The 24,345-nt window shown below is 70.7% G+C and carries 24 protein-coding genes and 1 pseudogene; 17 read left to right on the top strand and 8 right to left on the bottom strand.

The features are described from left to right. Nucleotides 1-8 precede the first annotated feature (8 nt). The 5 genes from QUE40_RS13215 to QUE40_RS13195 form a co-directional block, all read right to left on the bottom strand. Nucleotides 9-1,109, bottom strand: coding sequence for a sensor histidine kinase (locus tag QUE40_RS13215; RefSeq protein WP_289231273.1), 1,101 nt, complete (start codon nucleotides 1,107-1,109; stop codon nucleotides 9-11). Beyond that, the gene (locus tag QUE40_RS13210; RefSeq protein ID WP_289231272.1) at nucleotides 1,088-1,723 is read right to left on the bottom strand and encodes a hypothetical protein; all 636 of its coding nucleotides are present in this window, start codon (nucleotides 1,721-1,723) and stop codon (nucleotides 1,088-1,090) included. The genes QUE40_RS13215 and QUE40_RS13210 overlap by 22 nt, the downstream gene beginning before the upstream one ends. 65 nt (nucleotides 1,724-1,788) lie before the next feature. Beyond that, on the bottom strand, nucleotides 1,789-3,402 hold the full coding sequence (locus QUE40_RS13205) for an ABC transporter permease family protein (protein ID WP_289231271.1): 1,614 nt from the start codon (nucleotides 3,400-3,402) through the stop codon (nucleotides 1,789-1,791). A 123-nt stretch (nucleotides 3,403-3,525) separates the two neighbouring features. After that, the gene (locus QUE40_RS13200; RefSeq protein WP_289231270.1) at nucleotides 3,526-4,611 is read right to left on the bottom strand and encodes an ABC transporter ATP-binding protein; all 1,086 of its coding nucleotides are present in this window, start codon (nucleotides 4,609-4,611) and stop codon (nucleotides 3,526-3,528) included. A gap of 313 nt (nucleotides 4,612-4,924) precedes the next feature. Further along, on the bottom strand, nucleotides 4,925-6,415 hold the full coding sequence (locus tag QUE40_RS13195; protein ID WP_289231269.1) for a S10 family peptidase: 1,491 nt from the start codon (nucleotides 6,413-6,415) through the stop codon (nucleotides 4,925-4,927). Nucleotides 6,416-6,437: 22 nt separating this feature from the next. On the opposite strand from QUE40_RS13195, the gene QUE40_RS13190 reads away from it, so the two are divergent. The 7 genes from QUE40_RS13190 (at nucleotide 6,438) to QUE40_RS13160 (ending at nucleotide 11,498) form a co-directional block, all read left to right on the top strand. Continuing rightward, on the top strand, nucleotides 6,438-7,604 hold the full coding sequence (locus tag QUE40_RS13190; RefSeq protein WP_289231268.1) for a carboxylate--amine ligase: 1,167 nt from the start codon (nucleotides 6,438-6,440) through the stop codon (nucleotides 7,602-7,604). Beyond that, the gene (locus QUE40_RS13185; RefSeq protein WP_289231267.1) at nucleotides 7,562-7,729 is read left to right on the top strand and encodes a hypothetical protein; all 168 of its coding nucleotides are present in this window, start codon (nucleotides 7,562-7,564) and stop codon (nucleotides 7,727-7,729) included. Before QUE40_RS13190 ends, QUE40_RS13185 begins: the two co-directional genes overlap by 43 nt. A gap of 6 nt (nucleotides 7,730-7,735) precedes the next feature. After that, nucleotides 7,736-8,521 carry an aspartate/glutamate racemase family protein gene (locus QUE40_RS13180; protein WP_289231266.1) on the top strand — a complete coding sequence of 262 codons (786 nt, stop codon included), beginning with the start codon at nucleotides 7,736-7,738 and terminating at the stop codon, nucleotides 8,519-8,521. Nucleotides 8,522-8,737: 216 nt separating this feature from the next. Then, nucleotides 8,738-9,799, top strand: coding sequence for a glycosyltransferase family 2 protein (locus QUE40_RS13175; RefSeq protein WP_289231265.1), 1,062 nt, complete (start codon nucleotides 8,738-8,740; stop codon nucleotides 9,797-9,799). 67 nt (nucleotides 9,800-9,866) lie between these two features. Next, nucleotides 9,867-10,037 (top strand): hypothetical protein, encoded by a 171-nt coding sequence (locus QUE40_RS13170; protein WP_289231264.1) that lies wholly within the window; start codon nucleotides 9,867-9,869, stop codon nucleotides 10,035-10,037. After that, a complete protein-coding gene (locus tag QUE40_RS13165) occupies nucleotides 10,037-10,786 on the top strand; it encodes a polysaccharide deacetylase family protein (RefSeq protein ID WP_289231263.1) in 750 nt (249 codons plus the stop codon). The genes QUE40_RS13170 and QUE40_RS13165 overlap by 1 nt, the downstream gene beginning before the upstream one ends. 88 nt (nucleotides 10,787-10,874) lie before the next feature. Continuing rightward, nucleotides 10,875-11,498, top strand: a complete 624-nt coding sequence (locus QUE40_RS13160; protein WP_289231262.1) for a hypothetical protein — start codon at nucleotides 10,875-10,877, stop codon at nucleotides 11,496-11,498. Here the strand turns inward: QUE40_RS13160 and QUE40_RS13155 are convergent. Next, nucleotides 11,457-12,161 carry a TetR/AcrR family transcriptional regulator gene (locus tag QUE40_RS13155; protein ID WP_289231261.1) on the bottom strand — a complete coding sequence of 235 codons (705 nt, stop codon included), beginning with the start codon at nucleotides 12,159-12,161 and terminating at the stop codon, nucleotides 11,457-11,459. The genes QUE40_RS13160 and QUE40_RS13155 overlap by 42 nt on opposite strands. A 270-nt stretch (nucleotides 12,162-12,431) precedes the next feature. Here QUE40_RS13155 and QUE40_RS13150 point away from each other — a divergent pair, with 270 nt between their 5' ends. Both QUE40_RS13150 and QUE40_RS13145 read left to right on the top strand, forming a co-directional pair. Next, entirely contained in the window at nucleotides 12,432-13,649 is a 1,218-nt protein-coding gene (locus QUE40_RS13150; RefSeq protein ID WP_142006116.1) for an NADP-dependent isocitrate dehydrogenase, read from the top strand. A 194-nt stretch (nucleotides 13,650-13,843) separates the two neighbouring features. Beyond that, nucleotides 13,844-15,158 (top strand): annotated as a pseudogene (locus QUE40_RS13145) (ISL3 family transposase). Here the strand turns inward: QUE40_RS13145 and QUE40_RS13140 are convergent. Both QUE40_RS13140 and QUE40_RS13135 read right to left on the bottom strand, forming a co-directional pair. Then, the gene (locus QUE40_RS13140; RefSeq protein ID WP_289231260.1) at nucleotides 15,138-15,725 is read right to left on the bottom strand and encodes an O-antigen ligase family protein; all 588 of its coding nucleotides are present in this window, start codon (nucleotides 15,723-15,725) and stop codon (nucleotides 15,138-15,140) included. The pseudogene QUE40_RS13145 and the gene QUE40_RS13140 sit on opposite strands and share 21 nt — an antisense overlap. Continuing rightward, nucleotides 15,725-16,384 carry a hypothetical protein gene (locus tag QUE40_RS13135; protein WP_289231259.1) on the bottom strand — a complete coding sequence of 220 codons (660 nt, stop codon included), beginning with the start codon at nucleotides 16,382-16,384 and terminating at the stop codon, nucleotides 15,725-15,727. The genes QUE40_RS13140 and QUE40_RS13135 overlap by 1 nt, the downstream gene beginning before the upstream one ends. A 1,079-nt stretch (nucleotides 16,385-17,463) precedes the next feature. Here QUE40_RS13135 and QUE40_RS13130 point away from each other — a divergent pair. The 8 genes from QUE40_RS13130 (at nucleotide 17,464) to QUE40_RS13095 (ending at nucleotide 24,227) form a co-directional block, all read left to right on the top strand. Continuing rightward, complete coding sequence (locus tag QUE40_RS13130) at nucleotides 17,464-18,288, top strand: HAD-IIA family hydrolase (protein ID WP_289231258.1); 825 nt, start codon at nucleotides 17,464-17,466, stop codon at nucleotides 18,286-18,288. 10 nt (nucleotides 18,289-18,298) lie between these two features. After that, the gene (locus tag QUE40_RS13125) at nucleotides 18,299-18,841 is read left to right on the top strand and encodes an arsenate reductase/protein-tyrosine-phosphatase family protein (protein WP_289231257.1); all 543 of its coding nucleotides are present in this window, start codon (nucleotides 18,299-18,301) and stop codon (nucleotides 18,839-18,841) included. After that, on the top strand, nucleotides 18,838-21,165 hold the full coding sequence (locus QUE40_RS19725; RefSeq protein ID WP_289231256.1) for a nucleotidyltransferase family protein: 2,328 nt from the start codon (nucleotides 18,838-18,840) through the stop codon (nucleotides 21,163-21,165). The genes QUE40_RS13125 and QUE40_RS19725 overlap by 4 nt, the downstream gene beginning before the upstream one ends. Continuing rightward, nucleotides 21,075-22,121, top strand: coding sequence for a P-loop NTPase family protein (locus tag QUE40_RS13115; protein ID WP_289231255.1), 1,047 nt, complete (start codon nucleotides 21,075-21,077; stop codon nucleotides 22,119-22,121). The genes QUE40_RS19725 and QUE40_RS13115 overlap by 91 nt, the downstream gene beginning before the upstream one ends. Nucleotides 22,122-22,361: 240 nt before the next feature. Continuing rightward, the gene (locus QUE40_RS13110) at nucleotides 22,362-22,673 is read left to right on the top strand and encodes a hypothetical protein (protein WP_289231254.1); all 312 of its coding nucleotides are present in this window, start codon (nucleotides 22,362-22,364) and stop codon (nucleotides 22,671-22,673) included. Beyond that, the gene (locus QUE40_RS13105; RefSeq protein ID WP_289231253.1) at nucleotides 22,670-23,224 is read left to right on the top strand and encodes an acyltransferase; all 555 of its coding nucleotides are present in this window, start codon (nucleotides 22,670-22,672) and stop codon (nucleotides 23,222-23,224) included. The genes QUE40_RS13110 and QUE40_RS13105 overlap by 4 nt, the downstream gene beginning before the upstream one ends. Beyond that, a complete protein-coding gene (locus QUE40_RS13100; RefSeq protein ID WP_289231252.1) occupies nucleotides 23,221-23,499 on the top strand; it encodes a hypothetical protein in 279 nt (92 codons plus the stop codon). The genes QUE40_RS13105 and QUE40_RS13100 overlap by 4 nt, the downstream gene beginning before the upstream one ends. After that, nucleotides 23,448-24,227 (top strand): CgeB family protein, encoded by a 780-nt coding sequence (locus QUE40_RS13095; protein WP_289231251.1) that lies wholly within the window; start codon nucleotides 23,448-23,450, stop codon nucleotides 24,225-24,227. Before QUE40_RS13100 ends, QUE40_RS13095 begins: the two co-directional genes overlap by 52 nt. The last annotated feature ends 118 nt before the right edge of the window (nucleotides 24,228-24,345 follow it).

The raw sequence follows: 24,345 nt of genomic DNA, 5'->3' as shown, positions 1-24,345 counted from the left end.
CACGCGGATCACGACGCACCGTCCTTCGGGTCGGCCAGGGGCAGGTCTGCCTCCAGGATCCACCGGTCCTGCTCGCGGCGGGTGTCGAGGCGGCCCCCGAGGCGTTCGAGCCGCTCGCGCGCCCCGACCAGGCCGTAACCGCTGCCGGGTCCGATGCCGCGAGTTCCGCTGCCGTCGTTGACGATCCGCAGACCGACACCCCCGGGGCGCTGCGTCACCGACACCTCCACGACGGTGGCCTCACCCGCGTGCCGGCGCACGTTGGTCAGCCCCTCCGACACGAGGCGCTGCAGCGCGGCGTCGTGCGCGGCGGGCAGGTCCAGGTCGTCGATCCGGGCGTCCACCCGGGCCCGGCCCGACGTGGCGAACTCCGCCACCAGGTCGCGCAGGCCGGCAGCCCCGCCGCCGGTCGGGCGCAGCTCGGCCTCCTCGTCGGCGCGCAGCGTCTGCACCATCGCGCGGATCTGGGCCAGCGCGTCGTGCCCCGACCGCTCGATGCGGCGCAGCACGTCGGCCGTGGTCGGGTCGGGCGTCGCGGCCGCCGCGGCCTGCGCGAGCACGACGATGCCGGTCACCTCGTGCGCGACGAGGTCGTGCAGCTCGCGGGCCATGCCGGCGCGCTCCTCGGCGACGGCCTGCCGCCGCGCGGTCACCGCCTGCTCCCGTCCCGAGCGCACCTGCAGCCCGACACCCACCGCGGTCGCCATCGCCGTGGCCAGGAACAGTGCGAGCAGCACCCCGGTGTCGGGCATCGTCAGCGGCGTCAGCACCGCCGCCGCGACCAGCGCGCACAGCGCCACCAGCTCGGCGTTGCCGCGCAGCCGCGACGCGAGCGCACCGGCGAGGGCGACGACCGCCCAGCCCAGCGTGATGGGCCACAGCTCGCGGCTCGTCGCGGTCGCGCTGAGCAGCACCAGCGCGGCCACGCCCGCCCAGCCGTACGCCGGTGCCGGCTCCCGCCTGCCCCGCGCCACCTGCAGGGCGCACCACGCGAGAACCGTTGCGGCAGCGACGGATCCGGCCAGCAGCAGCGGCGGCGGGTCGCTCACGGCCTCCAGCAGCGCCGCGGGCAGCAGCGGCCCGAGGATCAGCAGGGCGAGCCAGGGCATCGGGGCGCTCCTCGTGAACGGGGTTGCTCGCGCAGCCTACGCGCGGGGAGGCGCACCTCGTCGGCCTCGACCTCGACGAGCACGCCGCGCTCGGTGGCCGCGGGGGTGCCGACCATGCTCCACGAGGTGCCCTCGGGCAGCGCCGTGCGCAGCCGGTCGACGCCGGTGCCCCGCACGGTCAGGGTGCGCCCGTCGACCGAGGCCCGATAGGTCACCGTCCGGCCGTCGACGGTCGCGCGGTCGGTGTAGGCGTCGTTGCGGGTCAGCTGCGGCTTGCCCTGCTGGCCGTCGGCGTAGGGCAGCGTCACGAACATCCGGCTGCGGCCGACCTTGCCCTCGTCGGGGCGCAGCTCCTGCACGAGCAGCTGGCGCCGCGCGTCGCGACCCGGCGCCAGCTCGACGTACGCCGTCGACACCTCTCCGTTCAGGCTCGACACGACGTACGGCCGGCCGCGGACGTTCATCGCGCTCACCCGCTCCTCGGGATAGAGCGAGGTGACCGCGGTGCGGACATCGTCCTCGAGGGTGCGCTTGGCGAGCTGCTCGGAGGCGAGGCCGCCGCCGACGAGGAGGAGGGGCAGGACGAGCGGGACGATGACCCGGGAGGTGCGCATGGGAGTTCTCCGATCTCTGTGCAGGGTGGTGGTGAGGGACGAATCAGGTTGGGGCGGAACGGTTCTCAGGACTGCGCGGCCGAGCGGAGCAGGCCGCGGCTGGCCCGGATCGCCAGGTGCACGCCGGCCGCGCCGAGCACGATGGTGAGCACCAGCAGCAGGGCTCCGGTGCCGCTGACCGACCCGCCGGCGAGGGTGATCGGTGCCGCGGCGAACAGCCCGGCGAAGACCGCGAGCGAGGCGCACACGACCATCGGCGAGGTGCTCTCGAGCACCCGCGCGCGGTCCAGCGTCGGCAGCGGGACGCCTGCCTGCCAGAGCCGGCGGTAGTTCTCCCGGCGGTCGAGCACGGCGGCCGCCGCGACGATCCCGGTCGAGGCCGCGGCGACGAGGAACGACACCAGCAGCACCACCACGCTCGCGGCGCGGAAGTCGCGGGCGAACTGGTCGGCGCGGTTCTCCACGTCGCCGCCGCTCGCGGTGGGCGCGCCGGGGAAGGCCCGGGCGACGGCCGCGCGGGCGCGGTTCTCCTCGGCGGGGTCGGCGGGCAGCGGCACCACGACGGTGCTCCACGCGCGCTCGCCCGCGTCGAGGAAGAGCAGCGCGCCGCTGTCGTCGCCGCGCACGGGGGTGGCCTCGACGTCGGCGTCGGCCAGGGCGGACCGGGCCTTCGCGAGCGCGCCGGGAGCCTGCTCGGCGGTCACGGCGATCTCCAGCTCGCGCTCCTGACCCCACACGACCCCGCCGCCACCGACGGAGAACAGCGCGAGGAAGCCCGCGACGAAGCTGGCCATGACCAGCCCGGACACGCTGCGCCAGCCGGCGCGGGGGTCGTCCAGCAGCCGGCGGCCGGCGATGAGCCGGGCGCTGTCGGCGCGGCGCTGCGCCCGGCGTACGACCATCCGGCCGAGCAGCGTCACCACGACCGGGCCGACGATCGCGAGCACCCCGAACACCGCGGCGAACGCGATCAGCACGCCGACCGACGAGGTGTCGCCGTTGCGGGTGAGCTGGTGGAAGGCCAGGGCCGCGGCGCCGGCGGCGAGCACGCGCCACAGCAGCGGCATCGACTGGGCGTGCTGCTGGGCGACGCTGAGCGGGTCGCGCAGGATCCGCCGCACCGGCACCAGCGCGCTGGCGATGCCGAGGGCCGCGACGAGCGCGGTCACCGCGAGCAGCCCGAGCACACCGACCCACAGCTGACCGGGGGTGAACGCAGAGCCGCCGACCGGGATGCGGCTGACGAGAGGCAGGAGCAGGGCGTACGCCATCGCCCCCGCGAGCGCGCCCGTCACCGCGATCGCCCCGGCCTCGACGACCGCGACGCCCGCGACGGTGCGCCCGGAGGCGCCGGCGAGGCGCAGCCGTGCGAGGCGGTCGGCGCGACGGGAGGCGCCGAGCCGGGCCGCGGCGCCGGTCAGCGTGAGCACCGGGATGACCAGCAGGATCGAGGCCACCAGCGCGAGCTGGACGTAGCCGCGCTCGTCGCTCTCGGCCGCGGCCGGACTGCCGGTGAAGTCGCGGATCTCGGTCGGGCCGGCGAAGTCGCCGGGGGTGTTGGCCGAGCTCCAGGCCGGGCCCTGCAGCACCGCGTCACCGGGGCGGGCGCCGACGACCGCGACCAGCTGGTCGGGGCCGATCAGCCCGTCGGTGCCGAGCTCGGCGGTGACCGGACCCACCGGCCGCTGGTCGGCCGGGCGCGACGCCAGCAGGTCGCGCAGCGCGGGGAGACGGCGACCTCGCCGGGCTCCGGGAAGGCGTCCATGCCGGGCGGCGCGGGCAGCGCGCGGTCCCTGCCGCGCTCACCCGGCAGCGCGGCCAGGTGCACGAGCGTGAGCGGCTTGCCGTCGACGTACGTCGTGCTCGTGGTCTGGACCGCGACGGCGTCGTCGGAGGCGGCGGGCCGCAGCCAGGCGGTCCGTCCGTCGCGGTCGGCCAGACCGGTGACGGCGCCGAGGGTGAGCAGCATGACGGTGACCGCGACGGCGGTCGCGAGCACGGCCAGGCCGTGGGTGCGCAGGTCGCGCGCACCGCCGCCGCGCAGCATGCGGCGGGCCAGGAGGGCGCTGGTGCTCATCGCAGGACCCCTCGCTGGCGCTGACGATGCGGCCGTCGCGCAGGTGCAGCACGAGGTCGCAGCGCTGGGCGATCTCCGGGTCGTGGGTGACCAGCACGAGCGAGGCGCCGAGCGAGCGCTGCGCCTGCAGCAGCAGGGTCATGACCTCCTCGCCGGTGCGCCGGTCGAGCGCGCCGGTCGGCTCGTCGGCGAGCAGCAGCTGCGGGCGGGTGACCATCGCGCGGGCGATGGCGACGCGCTGCTGCTGGCCGCCGGACAGCTCACCCGGCCGGCGCGCGTCGAGACCGCCGAGGCCGAGCGGCGCGAACAGCTCGGACGTCCGGGCCAGCGCATCGGCGTAGGCCACCCCGTCGACGATCAGCGGCAGCGCCGCGTTCTCGACGGCGGTGAGCTCACCGAGCAGCTGGCCGGACTGGAACACCAGACCGAACCGGCTGCGCCGCAACGCCGCTCGCTCCTCGATGCCCAGCCGGGCGAGGTCGGTCTGGTCGCCGGCGAGCACGATGCTGCCCTGCTGCGGCGCCAGGATGCCGGCCATCAGGTGCAGCAGCGTGGTCTTGCCGGAGCCGGACGGCCCCATCAGCGCCACGGCTCGTCCCTGCGGGACGTCGCAGCTGACGCCGTGCAGCACGGTCGTGTCGCCGTACGCGTGCCCCACCCCGCGCACCGACAGCAGCGGAGCGCCCGTGGTGGCGCGCGTGGTGGTCGAGGAGGCCGGAGCGCCGCCCATGGTGGTCGAGTAGGCCGGAGCGCCAGCGGAGGCCGTATCGAGACCCTGCTGGGCCTGCCAGATCGAGTTCAACGAGTTCATGGCCACGACGGTAGGAATCGCGGGGGTGCCGCCACATCGGCCGCGAGACCGGTTGTGCGGCGGCGGTATCGGCCGTTCGGCCGAGACGGAGGAATGGCTCGGCGGCGGCTTTACTCTGGGGCACGTGGTGCGCCACCGCAGGATCACGGGGTTCGCGGGTGGCGCACGAGCCGCCCCAGAGTAAAGCCGCGGGGCGAGAGGGTTTCGGGGGCTGAGCAGGGTCTCGATACGGCCGCTCGTTCCTCGCCGCCTACTCGACCGGCTTGTAGCGGCTCGTCCCTCGCGGCCTACTCGACCAGCCTGGGCGTGGGCGTCACGTGGCGCGGGCGACGAAGTCCGCGAGGTCCTTGCTCTGCTGGAGGCGGCTGGGCTCGTGGACGTACATCATGTGGCCGGCCTCGTAGAACCGGTGCTCGATGTTGTCCAGCAGCTCGGGCGGGAGGCTGGTGCGGGCGAGGGCGTCCTGGCCGGCGGCGTACGGGGTGGCGCCGTCGTAGTAGCCGTACGCGACGTGCACGCGCAGGTGCGGGTTCTGCCGCATCGCCCGCTCCAGCTTGTCGAGCACGTAGATCGGCTTGCCCTCGAAATCCTTGTAGCTCCAAGGGTGCACGTCGCCGAACACGCGGTAGGGCGCGTCCGAGTCGAGCCCGAGCTCGGCCCGGGCGTAGTGGTTCCAGGCGGTGGCGTACGGCCCGATGATCGCGTCCATCGACGGGTCGGCGTCCATCGACTCGGCGATCGCCGACGCGGCCGCCCCGGTGAACCGCGAGTCCAGCCGGCCGACCGTGCGCCGCTCGTCGCGCAGCAGCTCGCCGTAGTAGCGCCAGTGCTCGATGCGCAGGTCGGCCCGGTCGACGTAGTCCTCGCTCAGACCGGCCAGCCGCGCCACCGTGGCCACCGCCTCGGCCCGCTCGGTCGCCGACGCGCGGCTGCCGAGCGCCAGCACCCGCGGGTACTCGCCCGCCGCGTACGTCTCGGCCTCGGTCAGCACCGAGCGCAGCGACCGGCGCCCGTGCTTGCCGTGGAAGTGCGCCGTCGCGGCGTAGTGCGGCAGGTAGAGCGCGTGCGCCCGGTCGTTGCGCGGGATCTCGAAGTCGAGGGTGCCGAAGTCCAGCACCGAGGAGATGAGCATCAGCCCGTTGAGGTACATCCCCTCCCGGCTCTGCAGCCGCTCGGCCAGCGCCACGGCCCGCGTCGTGCCGTAGGACTCGCCCGCGAGGAACTTCGGCGACCCCCACCGCGCGTTGCGGGTGGTCCACAGCCGGATCACCTCGGCCATCGACTCCACGTCCTTGGCGTAGCCGTGGAAGTCCTTGGCCTTCTCGCCCTCCGCGGCGCGCGACCAGCCGGTCGAGACCGGGTCGATGAGCACCAGGTCGCTGACCGCGAGGAGCGACTCGGGGTTGTCCGCGAGGGCGTACGGCGGGCGCGCCAACCCGCCCGCGTCACCGGCGACGACGCGGCGCGGCCCGAGCAGGCCCAGGTGCAGCCACACGCTGGAGGACCCCGGCCCGCCGTTGAACGCGAACGTCACCGGCCGGGTCGTCGCGTCCGCGTCGGCCCCCTCGTCGAGCGTGTACGCCGTCAGCCCGACCTCGGCCTTGGCCCGCCGGCCCTGGTAGACGTCGTCCTTGAACACGTCCTCGCGCAGCACCAGCCGACCGGCAGCCGCCTTGTAGCGCAACGTCTTTCGGCCGACCTTCAGCGTGTGCGCCGTCGTGACCAGCTCGTCCTTCGGCTCGGCCGGGCGTGTGGTCTCGCTCGCATCGGCGGCGGGGGTCGTGGTGCTCGCGTCGTCGTCCACCCCGGCAGCCTAGGGTGGCGGCGTGAGTGCCACGACCGTTCCGGACGACCAACGATTCGTGCCCGTGCTGCTGGGGGCCGACGCCTCGACCTACAGCCTCGCGCGCAGCTTCCACGAGGAGTACGCCGCGATCTCGGTCGCCGTCTCCCGGCTCGGCGCCGGCCCGGTCGCCAACAGCCGCATCATCGAGGTCTCCCGGCTGGCCGACTTCGACGACGACGACGCCCTGGTCGCCCACCTGCAGGGCCTGGGGGAGCGGTTCGGCGACCGCCCGCTGCTGCTGCTCACCAGCACCGACTACCTCGTGCGCCGCATCGTCACGCTGCGCGACCGGCTCGAGCCGCGCCTGACGATCCCCTACCCCGGCCTCGCGCTGATCGACCGGCTCACCGACAAGGCCCAGTTCGCCGAGCTGTGCAGCGAGCTCGGCATCGCCCACCCCGAGACGGTGGTCTACGACGTCGCCCGCCACGAGCAGCTCAAGGAAGACCCGCAGCTGCGCGAGCGGCTTTCCCGGCTGAGCTTCCCGATCATCGCCAAGACCGGCAACTCCGCGACGTACGAGCGCTACGACTTCCCCGGCAAGCAGAAGGTGCACACGGCGGGCTCCCGCGAGGAGCTGATGGACCTGATGCAGCGCGTCCACGACAGCGGCTACCCCGGCACCTTCATCCTGCAGGACATGATCCCCGGCCTGGACGACGGCATGCGGATCCTCACCTGCTACTGCGACCGCGCCGGCAAGGTGCGCATGGGCGCCTTCGGGCACGTGCTGCTCGAGGAGCACCTGCCGGAGACCCTCGGCGTCCCCGCCGCGATCATCACCGGTCAGGACCGCGCGGTCCTCGACGAGGCCGTGCGCCTGCTGGAGCACGTCGGCTGGCGCGGCTACGCCAACTTCGACCTGAAGTACGACCCCCGCGACGGACGTACCAAGTTCTTCGAGCTCAACCCCGGCTCGGCCGGTCCAACTTCTACGTCAACGCCGGCGGGGTCAACACCGCCCGCTACTACGTCGAGCAGTACGTCGACGGCAGCGACCTCTCCGACGAGCCGCGCCTCGTGGAGTCGGCGAAGGAGGAGCTCTACACCTCGCTGCCGGTGCCGCTGGTCCTGCGCTACCTGCCGGGCGACCTGCGCAAGAAGGTGCTCTCGCTCGTCGCGCGCGGCAAGGTCACCAACCCGATGATGTACGCCCGCGACCCCCACCCCAAGCGCTGGGCCTACGTCGGGGCGTACGGCGCGAACCAGGTGCGCAAGTACTTCCGGGTCTACCCGCCGCCCAAGCGTGACGCCGAGCGCGAGAAGGCCTGAATCGTCATGAGCGACAACGAGATCCGCGTGACGGCCGAGCAGGGCTGGTCCGCCCCGGTCGTCGGCATCATGGGCGGGCTCGGGCCGCTGGCGGGCGCGACGTTCCTGCGGGTGCTGACCCTGCTCACCCCGGCCGAGTCCGACCAGGAGCAGCTCGACGCGGTGCTGCTCAGCCACTCGACCACGCCCGACCGCACCGCCCGGCTCACCGACCCGGCCGCGCCCGACCCGGCCCCGGTGCTGCTCGCCGACGCGCTGCGGCTGCAGGGCATCGGCGCCGAGCTGATCGCGGTGCCGTGCAACTCCGCGCACCCGTTCCTGCGCGCCGTCGCGGACCAGGTCTCGGTGCCGATGATCGACATCGTCGAGACCACCGCGACGGCCGCGGTCGAGCAGGCCGCGGCCCGCGCCGAGGGCCGCCCTCCGCGCGTCGGCATCCTCGCGACGACCGGCACCCGCGCGGCCGGCATCTACGCCGACGCCGTGCGGGCGCTCGGTGGCGAGCCGGTCGACACCAGCGACGACGAGCAGCGCGAGGTCATGCGGATCATCTACGACCAGGTCAAGGCCGGCCTGTCGACCGACCTCGGGGCGCTGCTCGCGCTGGTCGACGCGATGGTCGCCAAGGGCAGCGACGTCGTGGTGCTGGGCTGCACCGAGCTGTCGGTGGCGTACGACGAGCACAACCTCGGACGTGATCCTCGTCTCGTCGACTCGGTCGACGCGCTGGCGCGCGAGACGCTGCGCCGCGCCGGGCGTACGCCCAAGAACCCCGTCGTCCCGGGGGAGTAGGCCCGCGCCGTCCGGGCGCGCGCTCCCCCGAGCGACGATCCAAGCCCCCACTTCGGGGTGACTTCACGCGCCAGTAACCTTCGGTAACGTAAAATTCGTGCAAAGGGGACGTTCATCACAGTTGACAACGGTGCTCGCTAACGAGAACAGTGTTCTCTCGTGGCAGGGGACAAGATTCAACGACCGGAGCTGGGGCGCACCCACGGAAGCCGTCGGATGCGCTCGTGGCTGCGGGCGGGGCTCGTCGTCCCCGAGATCGTGGCGATCGTGCCGGCGCACAACGAGCAGGACTGCGTCGCGCAGACCATCACGTCGTTGCTGACGCAGACCGTGCCGCCCACCACGATCGTCGTCGTCGCCGACAACTGCACCGACCGCACCGTCGAGATCGCCCGGGAGTTCCCGGTCGTCGTGATGGAGACGGTCGACAACCCCCACCGCAAGTCAGGTGCCCTGAACCAGGCGTGGGCGCTGCACGCCCGCGACGCCGACGTCGTCTTCACGATGGACGCCGACACGGTGCTGCGCCCCGACTCGATCGAGCAGCTGGTGGCCTCGATGCTCGCCGACCGCAGCTCGGCCGCGGTGTGCGCGCGCTACTGGGCGCGCGACGCCAAGGGCCTGGCCCAGCGGCTGCAGCGGCTGGAGTACGCCCGCTACGACGACAACCGCGAGATCCGCGGCTGGCGCATCCAGGTGGCCTCGGGTGCGGCGGCGATGTATCGCGGCGAGGTGCTGCGCCGGCTGCCGCGGGTGCGCGCCGGGCGGGGGCCGTGGGACGAGACGAGCCTGATCGAGGACTACGGCCTCACGCTCGACCTGAAGTCGCAGGGCTATCGGGTGCGCGCCTCCAACGGCGCCCACGTCATCACCGACACCCCGAAGACGTTCGGCGAGCTGTGGACCCAGCGGCAGCGCTGGGGCCGCGGCGGCGTCGACGAGTGCCGCAAGCGCGGCTGGGTCTGGGGGACCCGGCGCGACATCGCGGCCTACGTGCTGTTCGCGTTCGGGATGCTCATGCGCCTGGTGTTCATCGCGTACGTCGTGCTCATCCTGGCGCTCGGGCTCAGCATGACGCTGTCGCTGCTCGGCCTCGTGCCGCTGGCGATCATGTGGTTCGACCGGGTTGCCTCGGCCTGGCGGGTCCCGGGCCGTGACTGGCGCGACATGGCGATCGTCCTGCCGATGCTCATCGAGGACTTCTACGGGCTCTTCCTCGAGGCGTGCACCGCGGTCGCCGTGGTGCGCAGCCTCCGGGGCGCCGACCAGAACTGGTAGCGCCCACCGACCGACCACCACCGAGATCACACCGAAAACATCGGAACGACAGAAGGAAGCACACGACATGTACGACAACGGCAACGGACCGCTGGTCAACACCGGTTACGTCTCGCTCGCCGGCATGGGGACGGCCGTCGGCGCCCTGCACGGGCTGCTGCTGACGGTCACCATCCTGTTCACCCTGTTCGTCCTCTACCGGATCGTGCTGCGGGGCGCGCGGGCCACCCGCCGGTGATGCGGCGCCGCACGCTGCTGGGCGCCGCCGCCGCGGCCCCGCTGGCGCTGCTCCCCGCAGACCGGGCGACCGCGGCGACGCCCGGGTGGGCGCGGGCGACCGCGCCCGGCTCGGCCGGCCTCGTGGCGCTCACCTTCGACGACGGCCCGTCGGCCGAGATCACGCCCACGGTGCTGTCGACGCTGCGCAGCTACCGCGCGAAGGCGACGTTCTTCCTGCAGGGCGAGCACGCCGCGGCCCGGCCCGACCTGGTGCGCGCGATCGCCGCCGACGGCCACGTCATCGGCAACCACTCCTGGAGCCACCCGCGGTTCTCGTCGCTGACCGCCGAGCAGGCGCGCACCGAGATCGTGCGCACCAACGACACCATCGAGCAGATCACCGGCACCCGGCCGGTGCTGTTCCGCTACCCGTTCGGGGAGGAGACCGCCGACGGCAACGCGGTCATCCGCGAGCAGGGCATGTGGGGCGGGGTGCTGTGGCACTGGACCAACCCGCTCCCGGGCGACTTCGAGTGCCCGGGTGCGGCGGGCGTACAGAAGTACGTCGTCGGCAACGCGGTCGACCAGGCGCTGATCCTGCTGCACGACGGCAACGACGTGGTGCAGTGCGGCTCGGGGCAGCTGTCCTACCTTGGGCGGACCATCACCGAGCTGCGGCGGCGGGGCTTCGCGCTGGGCGTCGTCGACATCGCCTGGGGCCCCAGCCGGGTCAACCAGCAGTCGTGGGTGCAAGTTGTTCCCGCTTGAGGTCGTTTCTGGGGGAATCGGCGACCGACGTGCGCTCCGCCCGCCGAACCTGTTGAATGTGGAAGGTTTGTCAGGGGAGGGAACACCGATGAGCGGACTCCACCGAGAGTTCCGGAGCCACGCGGCGAGCCTGCCGCAGTCCGACGACCGCCGCGTCGATCCGCGGGCGTTCGCCGAGGTGGCCTACCGCGTGCTGCACGATCTCGACGGCATGGAGCGCGACAGCACGCGCATGCGCATCTCCGCGGTCGCGCACGCCCTGGGCCGGGCGGTCAACGCCTCCGGCTGGCGGGCGATCCGCGACGACACGGCGGGCACCCGGCTCGAGCTGCGCTTCCAGGCGCGCGACGCCGGCCCGCACCACGACGACGGGATCCCCGTCAGCTCGGTGGTCGACGGGGTGGGGCTGCACGTGCTGATGAGCGACGCCCCCGCGGGCACCCGCGCCCGCTTCCAGGGCACGTCGGTGCGCGAGGTGCTGCTGGTCGGGGGCTACGACCCCGACGCGGTGGCCTGGGCGGTGGAGTTCTACGGCGACCAGTGGTCGGCCGACCTGCTGGAGGTGCTGCCGATGGCGTACACGCTCGTGCAGGCGGCGCTGCGCTTCCCTGGGGGCAACCGGGCGAGCGAGTTCAGCGACGGCCTGTTCGACGGGCCGCCGCAGCGGCTGTCACTGGTCGTCGAACCCGAGGGCGAGGGTGAGCCCCGCTAGCTGCGCCTCGAAGTAGTCGTCCGCGGCCTTGTCGGTCAGCGGCAGCCGGCCGGTGGCCTCGAGGGCGACGATGCCGTGGATCGCGGTCCAGGCGGCCAGCGCGATGCTGAAGATCTTGGGGTCGATGTCGGTGTCGTGCATCGCGGGGACCTCGAGGGTCACCCCGACGACCTCGCTGATCGGGTGGTTGAGCAGGTCGAGGGTGCCGTCGGCGTCGGCGTCCTGCAGCGTGCGGGCGAGCTGGGCGACGATGCGCCGCACGACGTCGTCGGGCGGGTGCTCGGTGTGCCGCTCGGGCGCGGGGCCGAAGTTCAGGGTGTAGCCGGGCACGTGGCTCATCACCCAGGCGCGGTACGCCCGCAGCTGGGCGACCCACCGGCCGCGGTGGTCGGTGCTGGGCAGCACGGCGCCGGCCATGCGGACGTGCTCCAGCATCGAGGTCGCGGCGTCGTCGGCGAGCGCCTCGAGCAGGTGGGCGTGGCTGGGGAAGTAGCGGTACAGCGCGGACGGGACGACGCCCATGTCGCGCGCGATCGCGCGCAGCGACAGCGTGGCCGCGCCCTCGCGGACCAGCCGCTCACGGGCGATCTCCTTGACCTCCTCGACCGTCGCGAGGTGGCGTCGCTGGACCCTGGTCCTGGGGACCTCGTTGCGCCTGGTCATCGCGCACGTCCCGCGCTCGACCGCTCGAAGGCGCCGTCCGCTCGTCCCGATCGCACCCGAGTCGTCTCCATCCGTGTTCTTCGTGCGGGGCAGTGCCGTGCACCCTCAAGACTACGCGCGAAGGTGGGGGCGGTGTGACTTGTGTATCACCTGGCGGCGCGCCGCCCGCTGAAAATCGGCGCCGGGGCGGGCGATAGGCTAGCGACCGCGCAACCGGCGTGTTCGGCCGGTGCCCCGAGCGTCACCCCGCTGTCTAGGAGCCCTTCGTCCATGCAGAAGATCACGGTCAAGAACCCCATCGTCGAGCTCGACGGTGACGAGATGACGCGCATCATCTGGGCGTTCATCAAGGACCGGCTCATCCACCCCTACGTCGACGTCGACCTGAAGTACTACGACCTCGGGATCGAGAACCGCGACGCCACCGACGACCAGGTGACCGTCGACGCGGCCAAGGCCATCAAGGAGTACGGCGTCGGCGTCAAGTGCGCCACCATCACCCCGGACGAGGCGCGGGTCGAGGAGTTCGGCCTGAAGGAGATGTGGAAGAGCCCGAACGGGACGATCCGCAACATCCTCGGTGGCGTGATCTTCCGCGAGCCGATCATCATCGGCAACGTGCCGCGGCTGGTGCCGGGCTGGAAGCAGCCGATCGTCATCGGCCGTCACGCGCACGGCGACCAGTACAAGTCGCAGAACTTCAAGGTGCCGGGCGCCGGCACGGTGACGATCTCGTACGCCCCGGCCGACGGCGGCGAGGTGCAGACGTACGAGATCGCCGAGTTCGGCGACGACGGCGGCGTCGCGATGGGCATGTACAACTTCGACGACTCGATCCGCGACTTCGCGCGGGCGTCGTTCAACTACGGCCTGCAGCGCAAGTACCCCGTCTACCTGTCGACGAAGAACACGATCCTCAAGGCCTACGACGGGCAGTTCAAGGACATCTTCCAGCACGTCTTCGACACCGAGTTCAAGGACAAGTTCGACGCCGTCGGCATCACCTACGAGCACCGGCTGATCGACGACATGGTCGCCGCCGCGATGAAGTGGGAGGGCGGCTACGTCTGGGCGTGCAAGAACTACGACGGCGACGTGCAGTCCGACGTCGTCGCGCAGGGCTTCGGCTCGCTCGGGCTGATGACCTCGGTGCTGATGAGCCCCGACGGCAAGACCGTCGAGGCCGAGGCGGCGCACGGCACGGTGACGCGGCACTACCGCCAGCACCAGCAGGGCAAGGCCACCTCGACCAACCCGATCGCCTCGATCTTCGCCTGGACGCGCGGCCTCGCGCACCGCGGCAAGCTCGACGGCACCCCCGAGGTCACCCAGTTCGCCGAGACCCTCGAGCGGGTCTGCATCGAGACCGTCGAGTCGGGCAAGATGACCAAGGACCTGGCGCTGCTGATCTCGCCGGAGCAGGAGTTCCTGACGACCGAGGAGTTCCTGGCCGCGATCGACGAGAACCTGCAGAAGGCGATGGGCTGAGCCCTCGCCCCTGACGCGAAAGGCCGCCCCGCACGAACGCGGGGCGGCCTTCTGCGTGCACGAGGTGCTAGGCGAGCGATTCCAGGCTCTTCCCAGATGAGGGTGTAGTGCGTGCGGGCGCGTCGGTCCGGGCGTAGGCGTCGAGGTCTTCCGAGGATGGGAGTTCTCACGCTGCCCATCTGGAAGACCTCGACGTGCCTGACGCTACCTTCTTCGCTTGCCCTGACCTCACCACGTTCTGCCGGCTCGATGAGCTGGGTCTTGAGGTAACGGGGCAGCGGCTCGAGCCTGACCGGGCGGTGCTGGCGTGCCGGGTGGTCGAACCCGACCAGTGGTGTCGTCGCTGTGGGTGCGAGGGCGCACCGCGGGACACGGTGGTGCGTCCGTTGGCGCACGAGCCGCTGGGCTGGCGGCCGACGACGTTGGAGGTCACGATCCGTCGCTACCGCTGCGGCGAATGTGGTCACGTGTGGCGGCAGGACACCAGCGCAGCGGCCGAGCCGCGGGCCAAGCTGACCCGGGCCGCGGTGCGGTGGGCGGTGGTCGGGATCGTGGTCCAGCACCTGACCGTGGCTCGGGTCGCCGAAGGACTTGGGGTCGCGTGGGACACCGCGAACAACGCGGTCCTGGCCGAAGGGCAAGCGCCTGCTGATTCACGACCCCGCCAGGTTCGACGGCGTGGCCGTGATCGGCGTGGATGAGCACGTGTGGCGGCACACCCGGCGGGGCGAGAAGTACGTCACCGTGGTCATCGACCTGACCCCGGTCCGCGACGGCACCGGCCCAGCGAGGCTGCTCGACATGATCGAGGGCCGCTCCAAGCAGACGTTCAAGAGCTGGCTCGCCGACCGTGATCAGGCCTGGCGTGACGGTGTTGAGGTCGTGGCGATGGACGGGTTCACCGGGTTCAAGACCGCCGCCGTTGAGGAGCTGCCCGGCGTGGCCACGGTGATGGATCCCTTCCATGTCACGAGGCTGGCCGGCGAGGCGCTCGAGGAGTGCCGACGCCGGGTCCAACAAGCCATCCACGGTCACCGCGGCAGGAAGGGCGATCCGCTCTACGCCGCGCGTCGGACCTCATCGACGGGTGCTGACCTGCTCACCGACAGGCAGGCCGACCGACTCACCACGCTGTTCGCCGACGACGCCCACGTCGAGGTCGAGGCGACCTGGGGTGTCTACCAGCGGATGATCGAGGCGTACCGCCACCAGGACCGGCACCGTGGGCGTGAGCTGATGGTCACGCTCATCGACTCGATCCGCACCGGCGTCCCGAAGGCCCTGGTCGAGGTCACGAAGCTGGGCCGGACGCTGACCAAGCGCACCGAGGACGTGCTGGCCTACTTCGACCGCCCCGGCACGTCCAACGGACCCACCGAGGCGATCAACGGCAGGCTCGAACACCTGCGCGGATCCGCACTCGGGTTCCGCAACCTGACCAACTACATCGCCAGAAGCCTGCTCGAGACCGGCGGCTTCAGACCGCAACTACACCCTCGATTCGGATGAGCCAGATTCCACCGAGTGAGCACGTCCGGTGATCCCAGTACTCGTCACTTCAGAGCTCTGATGTTGGTTGATCTGAATTGCGATCACCCCTGCGAGCCAGATCCAGAACCAGGGAGCGGCGATCACCGATGAGGGCAGGAGAGCCGCCAAGATGAGCGCAGGGATCCACGACGGACCGATGAAACTCTGAACATCGGCACCGTTGCGCGAAAGCATGGGCCGTATCGCTCGTACCGCGACAACAGCCAGCGACAGCGCTAGCGGGACAGTGACGAAGAGTCCGTACTCAGACAGCAGCTCATGCAAGAGACTGTGTGGCGGCGCCGCAAGCTCGATGGGATAGTTGTACCGCTGCGACCAGAACCCCTCGAAGCTGCCGGGCCCCGAGCCCAATGCCGGTGCCCGTAGGAACAGCTCCCAAGCGTCTCCCATTAGTGCCATTCGTCGCTCGGCAGATTGGTCGGGCCCTGCTGGTGGCGAGAGCGCGGACTGCAGCACAAGGGTTGGCCAGATCGCGAGGCCGCCGAAAACGATGGCGTGGACGCGATAACGCGGGTACGACAGCATCACAAGAATGCCGATAACAAGTCCCCCAGCAGTGCGCCACGACTGCCGCCTGCGAACGCCACGACCGTCAGCAGGCCCAGGGGGAAAATCATCCGAGATACCTGTGATTTGGGCGACGGCAAAGCAAGAAGCGCGACCAGGCTCAGCGTCAAGAAGACAGCAAGGTCATTCGGATTGTTAAAGGTTGCGGCGGCGGATCGAGCAGGAAAAATCCAGCCCCTGCTCGTGAACTGGAGGACGTGAAACCCGGTAATCACTTCGAGAAGTGCGAACAGCCCGAATATCCAGAAGCTAAGCTGAAATCCGTGGAGGAAGGGTTCCCTAGTTGCTGGATCACTCCGAAGGATGAAGAAAACAGTGGTCGCAACCAGAGTGGCTACAAGGAACCCAAGGTACTCTCGCCAACTACCGAACCAGACATAGCTGCGGCCAGAGAATAAAAAGAGGCCCTGCATCAAAATCGCCGCAAAAAATAGGTACCATGCCACGCCGGGCAGCGAGGACGGGAAGGGGCGCTGGGCCCCAAAGAAGAGAGCAAAGGCGATTACCGCCAGAAATGCTGCCCAAACCCTGAACAGCGTGACCTGTGCACCCGATTGGCCAGGCTGCAGGGACGCCCAGGACCCAAGGCCGGTGAAAGTTGGAAGTAGATACAGCAACCATGAAAGAAATCCGTTGACGCGCGATCGCGAGTCTAGTCTTGAGTTTTCGACCTGGAGCCGAGCAGCACGGGTTGGATCCATTCTTCCTGCACTCATCAGTGCGGCGGCCTTGACGGCCGTGGTGTTCAGCGAAGGGACAACCTTTCAGTCCAGGCATCAGATCACCTCCGGCCCTGCCGCTGGCCTCTGGGTATCGGAAAGCTCCGTTACGCGTACCCGTGCCGTAGAAGCGCTCGCAGCGCGGTGCCCACGTGACTCGCGTTCGCTAGTTATTGGGGTTGCTGGTGCGTATTTGTGGCTCCCGGCGGATAGTGCAGCGATGGGGTCATGGGTGAGTCTTGAGGTCCTGCATCGACTTCCGGTAGAACGTCAGTTGGAGCGTCGACCTGACTGCATATTGGTCAGTCGACGCCCTGGCAACCCATACGTTTCCGAAGGTGCTGAACGAGCTCTTTCGCGGCTCCTGGTCGGGATGCGTCCTGCCGGCCCCCATTTTTCTGGATCGGTATCAGACGATCGGGAGCAACTACGGTCAGGTCTACGTTCCCGTGAACCGGGCTGATCCCTGATCGGGTCCCTTGCTGAGCGCTCCTCGGCATCATCACGTAAGTTCGGTGCGGGTATGTGCAATGCTGGGGATGCCGCTGCAGGGGCGCCTCTTGGTCAAGTCATGTAGTCCGCTCGTCGGTGTACTTCGGCATACCAGTCCAAACTGGTCTGGGTAGGATCGCGAATGCGTCGTCGAACGAGAGGATGTCAGTGTTCCGTGAGCAGTTCCGGTCGAGTCGTGACTCAATGTCGATCGGGCGGGGAGCTCTACTCGGCAGGCGCCCACAACCCACAGGGCGGGTCGACCGTTGAGGATCTCGACCGCTTCTGCATGAACCTCGTTTCCTCTTGATGTCAGTGTGGGTGCCGCCGGACTGGTGCATCTGGCAGCGTAAGTATTCGCTGCGATGGAAGTAGGCCAGGTGCGGGTAGATCGGCTGGAGCGGTGCTCGGGCAGGGTGAGGAGTCGAGGTTCCCGCTGGTCACGACCCGGGCCCGAATCGACCTACCCCTGACACACTGTGCCCATGACCAACCGCAAGCCCGTCGAGTGCTGGCTCACCGACATGGACGGCGTCCTGGTGCACGAGGAGCAGGCGATCCCCGGGGCGGGCGAGTTCCTGGCCCGGCTGCAGGAGACCGGTCGTCGCTTCCTGGTCCTGACCAACAACTCCATCTACACCCCGCGAGACCTGCGGGCGCGGCTGCTGGCGTCGGGCATCGACGTGCCGGAGGAGTCGATCTGGACGTCGGCCCTGGCCACCGCGCAGTTCCTGGACGACCAGCGTGCGGGCGGGTCGGCGTACGTCCTCGGGGAGGCCGGGTTGACCACGGCGCTGCACGACGTGGGCTACGTGCTGTCCTCGCGCAAGCCGGACTACGTCGTGCTGGGGGAGACCCGCACCTACTCCTTCGAGGCGATCACCCGGGCGATCAGGCTGATCGAGGCGGGCGCGCGGTTCATCGCCACGAACCCCGACGCCACCGGCCCTTCCACCGAGGGGTCGCTGCCGGCGACCGGGTCGATCGCGGCGCTGATCACGAAGGCGACCGGCGTCGAGCCCTACTACGTCGGCAAGCCCAACCCGCTGATGATGCGCAGCGCGCTGAACCGCATCGACGCGCACAGCGAGACCACGGTGATGGTCGGTGACCGGATGGACACCGACATCGTCAGCGGTCTGGAGGCCGGGCTGCGGACGATCCTGGTGCTGTCCGGATCGACGCGGAAGGACGCCGTCGACCGCTTCCCGTTCGTGCCGACCCGGGTCTGCGAGTCGATCGCCGACGTCGTGCCGCTCGTCGACGAGCTGGCACCCAGCGGCGAACCTGAAGAGCCGGTCGAGGTCTGAGGGCGACGGTTTGCCGACACTGCTTTTCGTCTGCGAGGGCAACGTCTGCCGTTCCCCGTTCGCCGAGCGCCTGGCCGGCTCCCTGGCCGGCGACAGCGGGTGGCAGTTCAGCAGCGCCGGCCTGGGGGCGCTGGCGGGCTCACCGATGGATCCGCTGATGGCCGAGCAGCTGGCCCGCCGCGGCGGCGACCCGGGCGGATTCGTCGCGCGGCAGCTGACCCCGTCGCTCGTCCGCGCGGCCGATCTCGTCGTGGCGATGCAGCGCTCCCAGCGCGACCGCGTGATCGAGGACCACCCGGCCCGCGCCTCGGTCACCCTCACGCTCGGGCAGCTGGCCCGCACCCTGGAGCGGCTGCCGGCCGAGCAGACCGGAGCCGACCTGGCCGCGACGATCCGCCGGCACCGGGCGAGCGTGCGGCCCGAGGAGGACGTCGCCGACCCCATGGGCAAGGGGCCCGAGGCCGCGCGCAACTGCGCGCGGGTCCTCGACGCAGACGTCCGGCGCGTGGTGGCGGGGCTGCTCGCGAACTCGTCGCGGGGTGGCGCGGAATGATCGAGGAGGTCCCGGTCGCCGTGCGCGTGCGGCTCGCGCACGGCGTGGCGCAGCGCCTCGCCGATCAGCACGGCGTCGACCTGCTGCACCTCAAGGGGCCCGCCGCCGACGGGTCGCTGCGCGCCCCGGGTCGGCAGAGCCTGGACGCCGACGTGCTGGTCCGCCCGGCACACGTCGACGTCCTGCTCGAGGCGCTGCAGCAGCGCGGGTGGGCGCGCGTCAGCGGGTTCGACGAAGGCTCGGCGTTCGGCCACGCGTTCAACCTCCGGCACGAATACCTCGGACTGCTCGACCTGCACCGCAGCTGGCCGGGGTTCGGGATCGACGCGACCGAGGCGTTCGACCGGCTGTGGCGCGACGCGGGGCGCGTCGAGCTGGGACACGTCTCGTGCCCGGTCCCGTCAGTGCCAGCCCAACGCTTCATCCTGCTGCTGCACGCGGCGCGCAGCGGCGGGACGGCCGTCGACGACCAGTCCCTCACCTGGTTGGACGCGAGCGAGGAGGACCGGGCGGTCGTGCGGCGGCTGGCGAAGGAGTTCGACGCCGAGGTGGCGCTGGCGGCCGCGACGGGGGAGCTGGAGCAGTTTCGCCACCACCGCGACTATCGGCTGTGGCGGCACTTCTCCGAGCGTGACTCGAACCGCTTCGACGAGTGGGCGGGCCGCTTCCAGGCGGCGCGCGGGCCCCGCGCCAAGGCGCGGGTCGCGCGGGCCTTCGTATCGGTCAACCCCGATCTGCTGCGCGAGGAGCTGGGCCGCGAGCCGACACCGACCGACTACGCACGGGCGAATCTGCACCGGGTGAGGACAGCGTTCTCGCAGGCCGGTATTCTTGCGCGCCGGGGTCTACGGAGGGGAGAGCATGACCTGGAAGGCCCCGGAGGATGTCGTCTGGCACGCTGGCGACGGCGTGGCCTACGTCGTGCACGCCGACGGCGGACCGGTCCACGTGCTGTCGCCCACGGCGTTCGTCGTGTGGGACGTCGCGTCGGGCAGGAGCACCGCCGAGGAAGTCGTCGACGAGGTGAGCCAGGCCCTCGACCAAACCCCATCCATCGTCCGCGCCGACATTCAGACCTGTCTGGCACAGCTCACCGAGGTGGGCCTGCTGGAGAACACCCCGGGAGCACCGTGACCATCCTCGACGTCATCCGCCTGCTGCGCCGCTCGTGGCTCAGCGTGGCCATCGGGCTGCTGATCGGCCTGCTCGTCGCCGCCGCCTACACCCTGACCCGTCCGACGATGTACGTCGCGGAGTCGCGTGGAGTGGTTGTCGCCGGCAGCACACTGTCGGTCGGCGACACCATGTCTGGTGACACCGTCACGGTCAGTCGTGCGTCGATGTACGCGTCGTTGGTCAACACCAGCGCCGTCGCCGAGCGCGCGTCGCGGACCCTGGCCTCGCAGGGGCTCACGAGCAGCGGCACGGTCACGGCGACCACGTCGGCCGGGTCTCCCTTCATCAACGTGACGGCGCAGGCGCCGACCGCCCGCGAGGCGCAGGCTCTGGCCAACGCGACCTTGTCCGCCCTGCGCTACGAGGCGCTGCGCCTGGAGACCTTCGGGCGGACCCAGGGCCGAGAGACATCCGAGGAACAGATGCGGGGGATGACGAGCATCAACGTGCTCGCCTACGAACCAGCTGCGCTGCCGGGGGCGCCGGCACGCCCCGGGGCACTGCGAAACCTCGTTATCGGCGGGTTGGCCGGGGCGCTGCTCGGTGGTTTCTTCGCCTTCGCCCGGCGTGCGTTGGACGCGCGGATCCGCAGCCAGGAGCAGGTCGAGCTGCTCACCGGCAAGTCGGTGCTCGGCGTCGTCCCCGAGACCAAGTCGCTCAAGATCCGCAAGGGTCAGGCGTCGAAGCGGGTCAGCGGCGCGGCAGGGGAGGCGTTGCGGCAGCTGCGCACCAACCTGCGGTTCGTGAGCGTGGACGCCCCGCCGCGCTCGGTGGTCGTCACGTCGCCCGCCCCCGGTGACGGCAAGTCGACCATCGCGGCGCAGCTCGCTCGCCTTCTGGCCGCCGCTGGCCAGCCCGTGGTGCTCATCGACTGCGACCTGCGCCGCCCGACCCAGGGCGACCAGTTCAACGTCGACTCGGCGGTCGGGGTCACCCAGGTGCTCGCCGGTGACGTGCCGCTCGAGGACGCGCTCGTCGAGTCGGGCACGCGGGGGCTGCAGATCCTCCCCGCAGGACGCATCCCCCGAACCCGTCCGAGCTGGTGGGGTCGAACGCCATGCACACGCTCATCGATCGGCTCGCGGCCAACCACATGGTCGTCATCGACGCGCCGCCGGTGCTCGCGGTCACCGACGGCGCCCTGCTGAGCGCCGCTGCCGACGGCACCATCCTGGTGACGCGACTCGGGCGCACGCACCGGGCGGCGCTCGAGCAGAGCACCAAGCTGCTCGACCAGACCAAGGCCCGCGTCCTGGGCGTCGTCCTGAACGCGGCGTCGAAGCGCTCGCTGACCGACTCGGCCTACAGCTACACCGGATACACCGGCTACTACAAGGACTACTACGCCGCGGCGGAGCCGGGGCGGCCTCGTCCGAGCGCTCGCGGCCCGCAGACGTCGTCACTGATGCCGAGCCGACCAGCAGCCGGGCGGCCCGGAAGCGGCGGCGGAGGAAGGACGCGGTGGGCTGAGGTGGCCCTCGCGCCCCCGGCCGCGCACAGCGGGGCCTCGGTTGCCACCGCGTCGGCCAAGCCGCAGTGGCTGGAGCGGGCCAGCGCCTACTGGTCGCAGGTCAATGCGCTCGACTTCGTGCTGGGCGCCCTGCTCGTGCTCAACAACTACACGATCGGCCCGGCGCCCCTCGGGGTCGCGCTGTCCGGATTGATCATCACGGTGGCCGCGTTCCGGCGACCCGCCGTGCACGTGCGCTGGGGTGGGATCCTCTACCTTCTGGGCCTGGCGCTTTTCGCGTATCTGATCCTGGTGTCGATCGACCAGGGCCAAACCTGGGCGCAGCGCAGCTTCCGCTTCTTCCTCATCCTGACCGTTGCGGCGGTCGTCGCGCAGCAACGCATCGACCCGGTGTCGTTCTTCGCGGGGGCGGCCATCTCCCCGCTCCTCAACGCCATCGCGTTCTACGCGGGGGTCGCGCCGAACAACTACCCCCGTTCCTCAGCGGTTTCTACACCGACAAGAACGTCGCCGGCCTCTACTACGCCCTCGTCGGGATGCTGGGGCTGCTCGCCATCCCGCGCCGCTGGACGATCCCCTGGTTGCTGCTGTCGAGCGGTCTGCTGTTCCTCACCGGCTCACGCACGTCCATGATGGCGTTCGCGTTGGGGGTCGCCTGGCTGCTGCTCCGCAACCGACTCGGGATCACCTTCCGGCTGGCTGGAACCGCGTTGGCGGTCTGGATGGTGATCTTCGTCGAGACCCAGTTCGCCCGCATCGGAGTCTTCGCCGACCGAGTCGGCACGGACTGGTATCGCGAGCAGATCAATGCGGCCACTGAGGTGAAGGTTGGCTACACCCCCGACCGGGCTTGGCCTCAACGAGGGATACGTCGTGCTCGAAGGCGGCCGAGAGGCATTCATGCACGACTCCTATGCCCAGGCCTTCGTCGAGGGCGGTTATCCCTTCCTGTACGCGACGATCCTGGCGTTCGGCGTCCTGGCCCTCGGCATCTTCAGTCGCCGGGTGACCGTGCCGAGGCCGCTGCTGATCGCGGAGGCGGCGACCGTCGTGATCCTCGTGTGTGGGTGGAAGCTCGGTGAGGTGTTCATGACGACGGGAGCCTTCATTGTGCTCGGACTGGCCATCGGCGCGCGGTTCGGAGAAGAGCCCCGTCTGGCCGATCGATGGTGGGCGGCGCCATGAGCCACAAGCTCGCCCGGCTCCTGGTCGAGAAGCGCGCTGGCCTGCGCTACCGGCTGGCGCAGCTCGGGATGCCCGTCATGCGCGCGGCGTTCGACAGCATCGGCGCCGGCACGGTCGTTGTCGCTCCGCTGATGCTCATGGGCGTCGACCGCATCACCATCGGTCGGGATGTGCTCGTCCGCGACGGCGCCTGGCTGGCGACCGAGGGCGAGGGCAGCCGGCTCGTCATCGGCGACGGCTGCTACATCGGTCACCGCGCACACCTGCACTCGATCGACCCCGTCGAGCTGGGTCAGCGGTGCGTGCTGGCCGACAACGTCATGGTGACCAGCACCGACCACGAGCGAGCCGACCGGCACGGGGTGCACGGGACCGGGGCGGTCACGATCGGTGACGACGTCTTCCTGGGACAGAACGTCGTCGTGCTCGGCGGCGTCCAGATCGGTGACGGCGCCACCGTCGCGGCGGGGGCCGTAGTGGTGTCCGACGTTCCGGCCGGCGCCGTGGTCGGCGGAGTCCCCGCCAAGCTGTTGCGGAGTCGGTCAGCATGAGCCGGCTGCTTGTGGTCGCGCCCGGGTTCCACGGGTACGGCGACTCCATCGGTGACGCGCTGTCGCGGCGCGGCTATGACGTGGCCGTGCACCGCTACGACGCCGTCGACTCCCGTGCGCGCAAGGCCTGGAACAAGCTCGCCTTCGAGCTGCCGGCGAAGATCCGGGGGACGGTGCCCTGGTCCAGTCGGCCACCTATGCCACCGACCGTGCCATCGCCCGGATGCGGCAGTTCCGGCCGGACGTCGTGCTGGTCGTCCGGGGCGATCTGCTGACCTCTGCCTTCTGGGACGAGGCGTCGTCCGGCGGGAGGCAGGTCGCAGTCTGGCTCTACGACGAGCTGCGTCGGATGACGTACGACCCCGCTGGCCTCGCCCAGGTCGCACGCATCGCGACCTACAGCAGCGGTGACGCAGCAGCGTTGCGCGAGAAGGGAATCCCCGCGCTGCACGTGCGCACCGGCTTCGACGACCGCAAGGTTCCGGCAGCCACGAGCGAGGCCGACGGGCTGGTGAGTTTCGTGGGCGCCCCTCTGCCTAACCGGACCGTCGCTCTCACCGCGATGCACCAGGCCGGGCTTCCGGTCCACGTGTGGGGCCGAGGATGGTCGGACCACCCGATCGACCGTGCGCGCACGTGGCGATTGCGGCCGAACCCGCTGCCCAACTCGCGCGACGTTCCCTATGACCAGGCACTCGCGATCATGCGGGACAGTGCCGCGACGCTGAACGTGCACGGCGACCAGGACGGGTTCACCATGCGCACCTACGAGGCCAGCGCGGTCGGTGGCGTGCAGCTCATCGACCGGCCCGACGTCGCCGAGCTCTACGAGCCCGGTCGGGAGATCCTGGTCTTCACCGATCACGACGAGCTGGTGGAGGCCGCTCGCCGGGTCGTCGAGCACCCGGCGGAGTTCGTCGAGCTGCGACGCCGGGCGAGGCAGCGCACGCTGGCCGAACACACGATGGTGCAGCGGGTGACGCAGCTGGAGCAGCTGTGGTGACGAACGCGTCTGTAGCGGTGGTCATCCCGCACTTCGGTGATCCTGCCCCGACTCAGCTGCTGGTCCGGCAGCTCACTGACCAGAAGGGCAGCGACTGCCGGGTCATCGTCGTGGACGA

This window comes from Barrientosiimonas endolithica (assembly GCF_030296655.1).
In the GTDB taxonomy this organism is placed as follows: domain Bacteria; phylum Actinomycetota; class Actinomycetes; order Actinomycetales; family Dermatophilaceae; genus Barrientosiimonas; species Barrientosiimonas humi.
The sequence above is the reverse complement of the archived record's forward strand: the minus strand, read 5'-3'. Positions and strand labels throughout refer to the sequence as shown.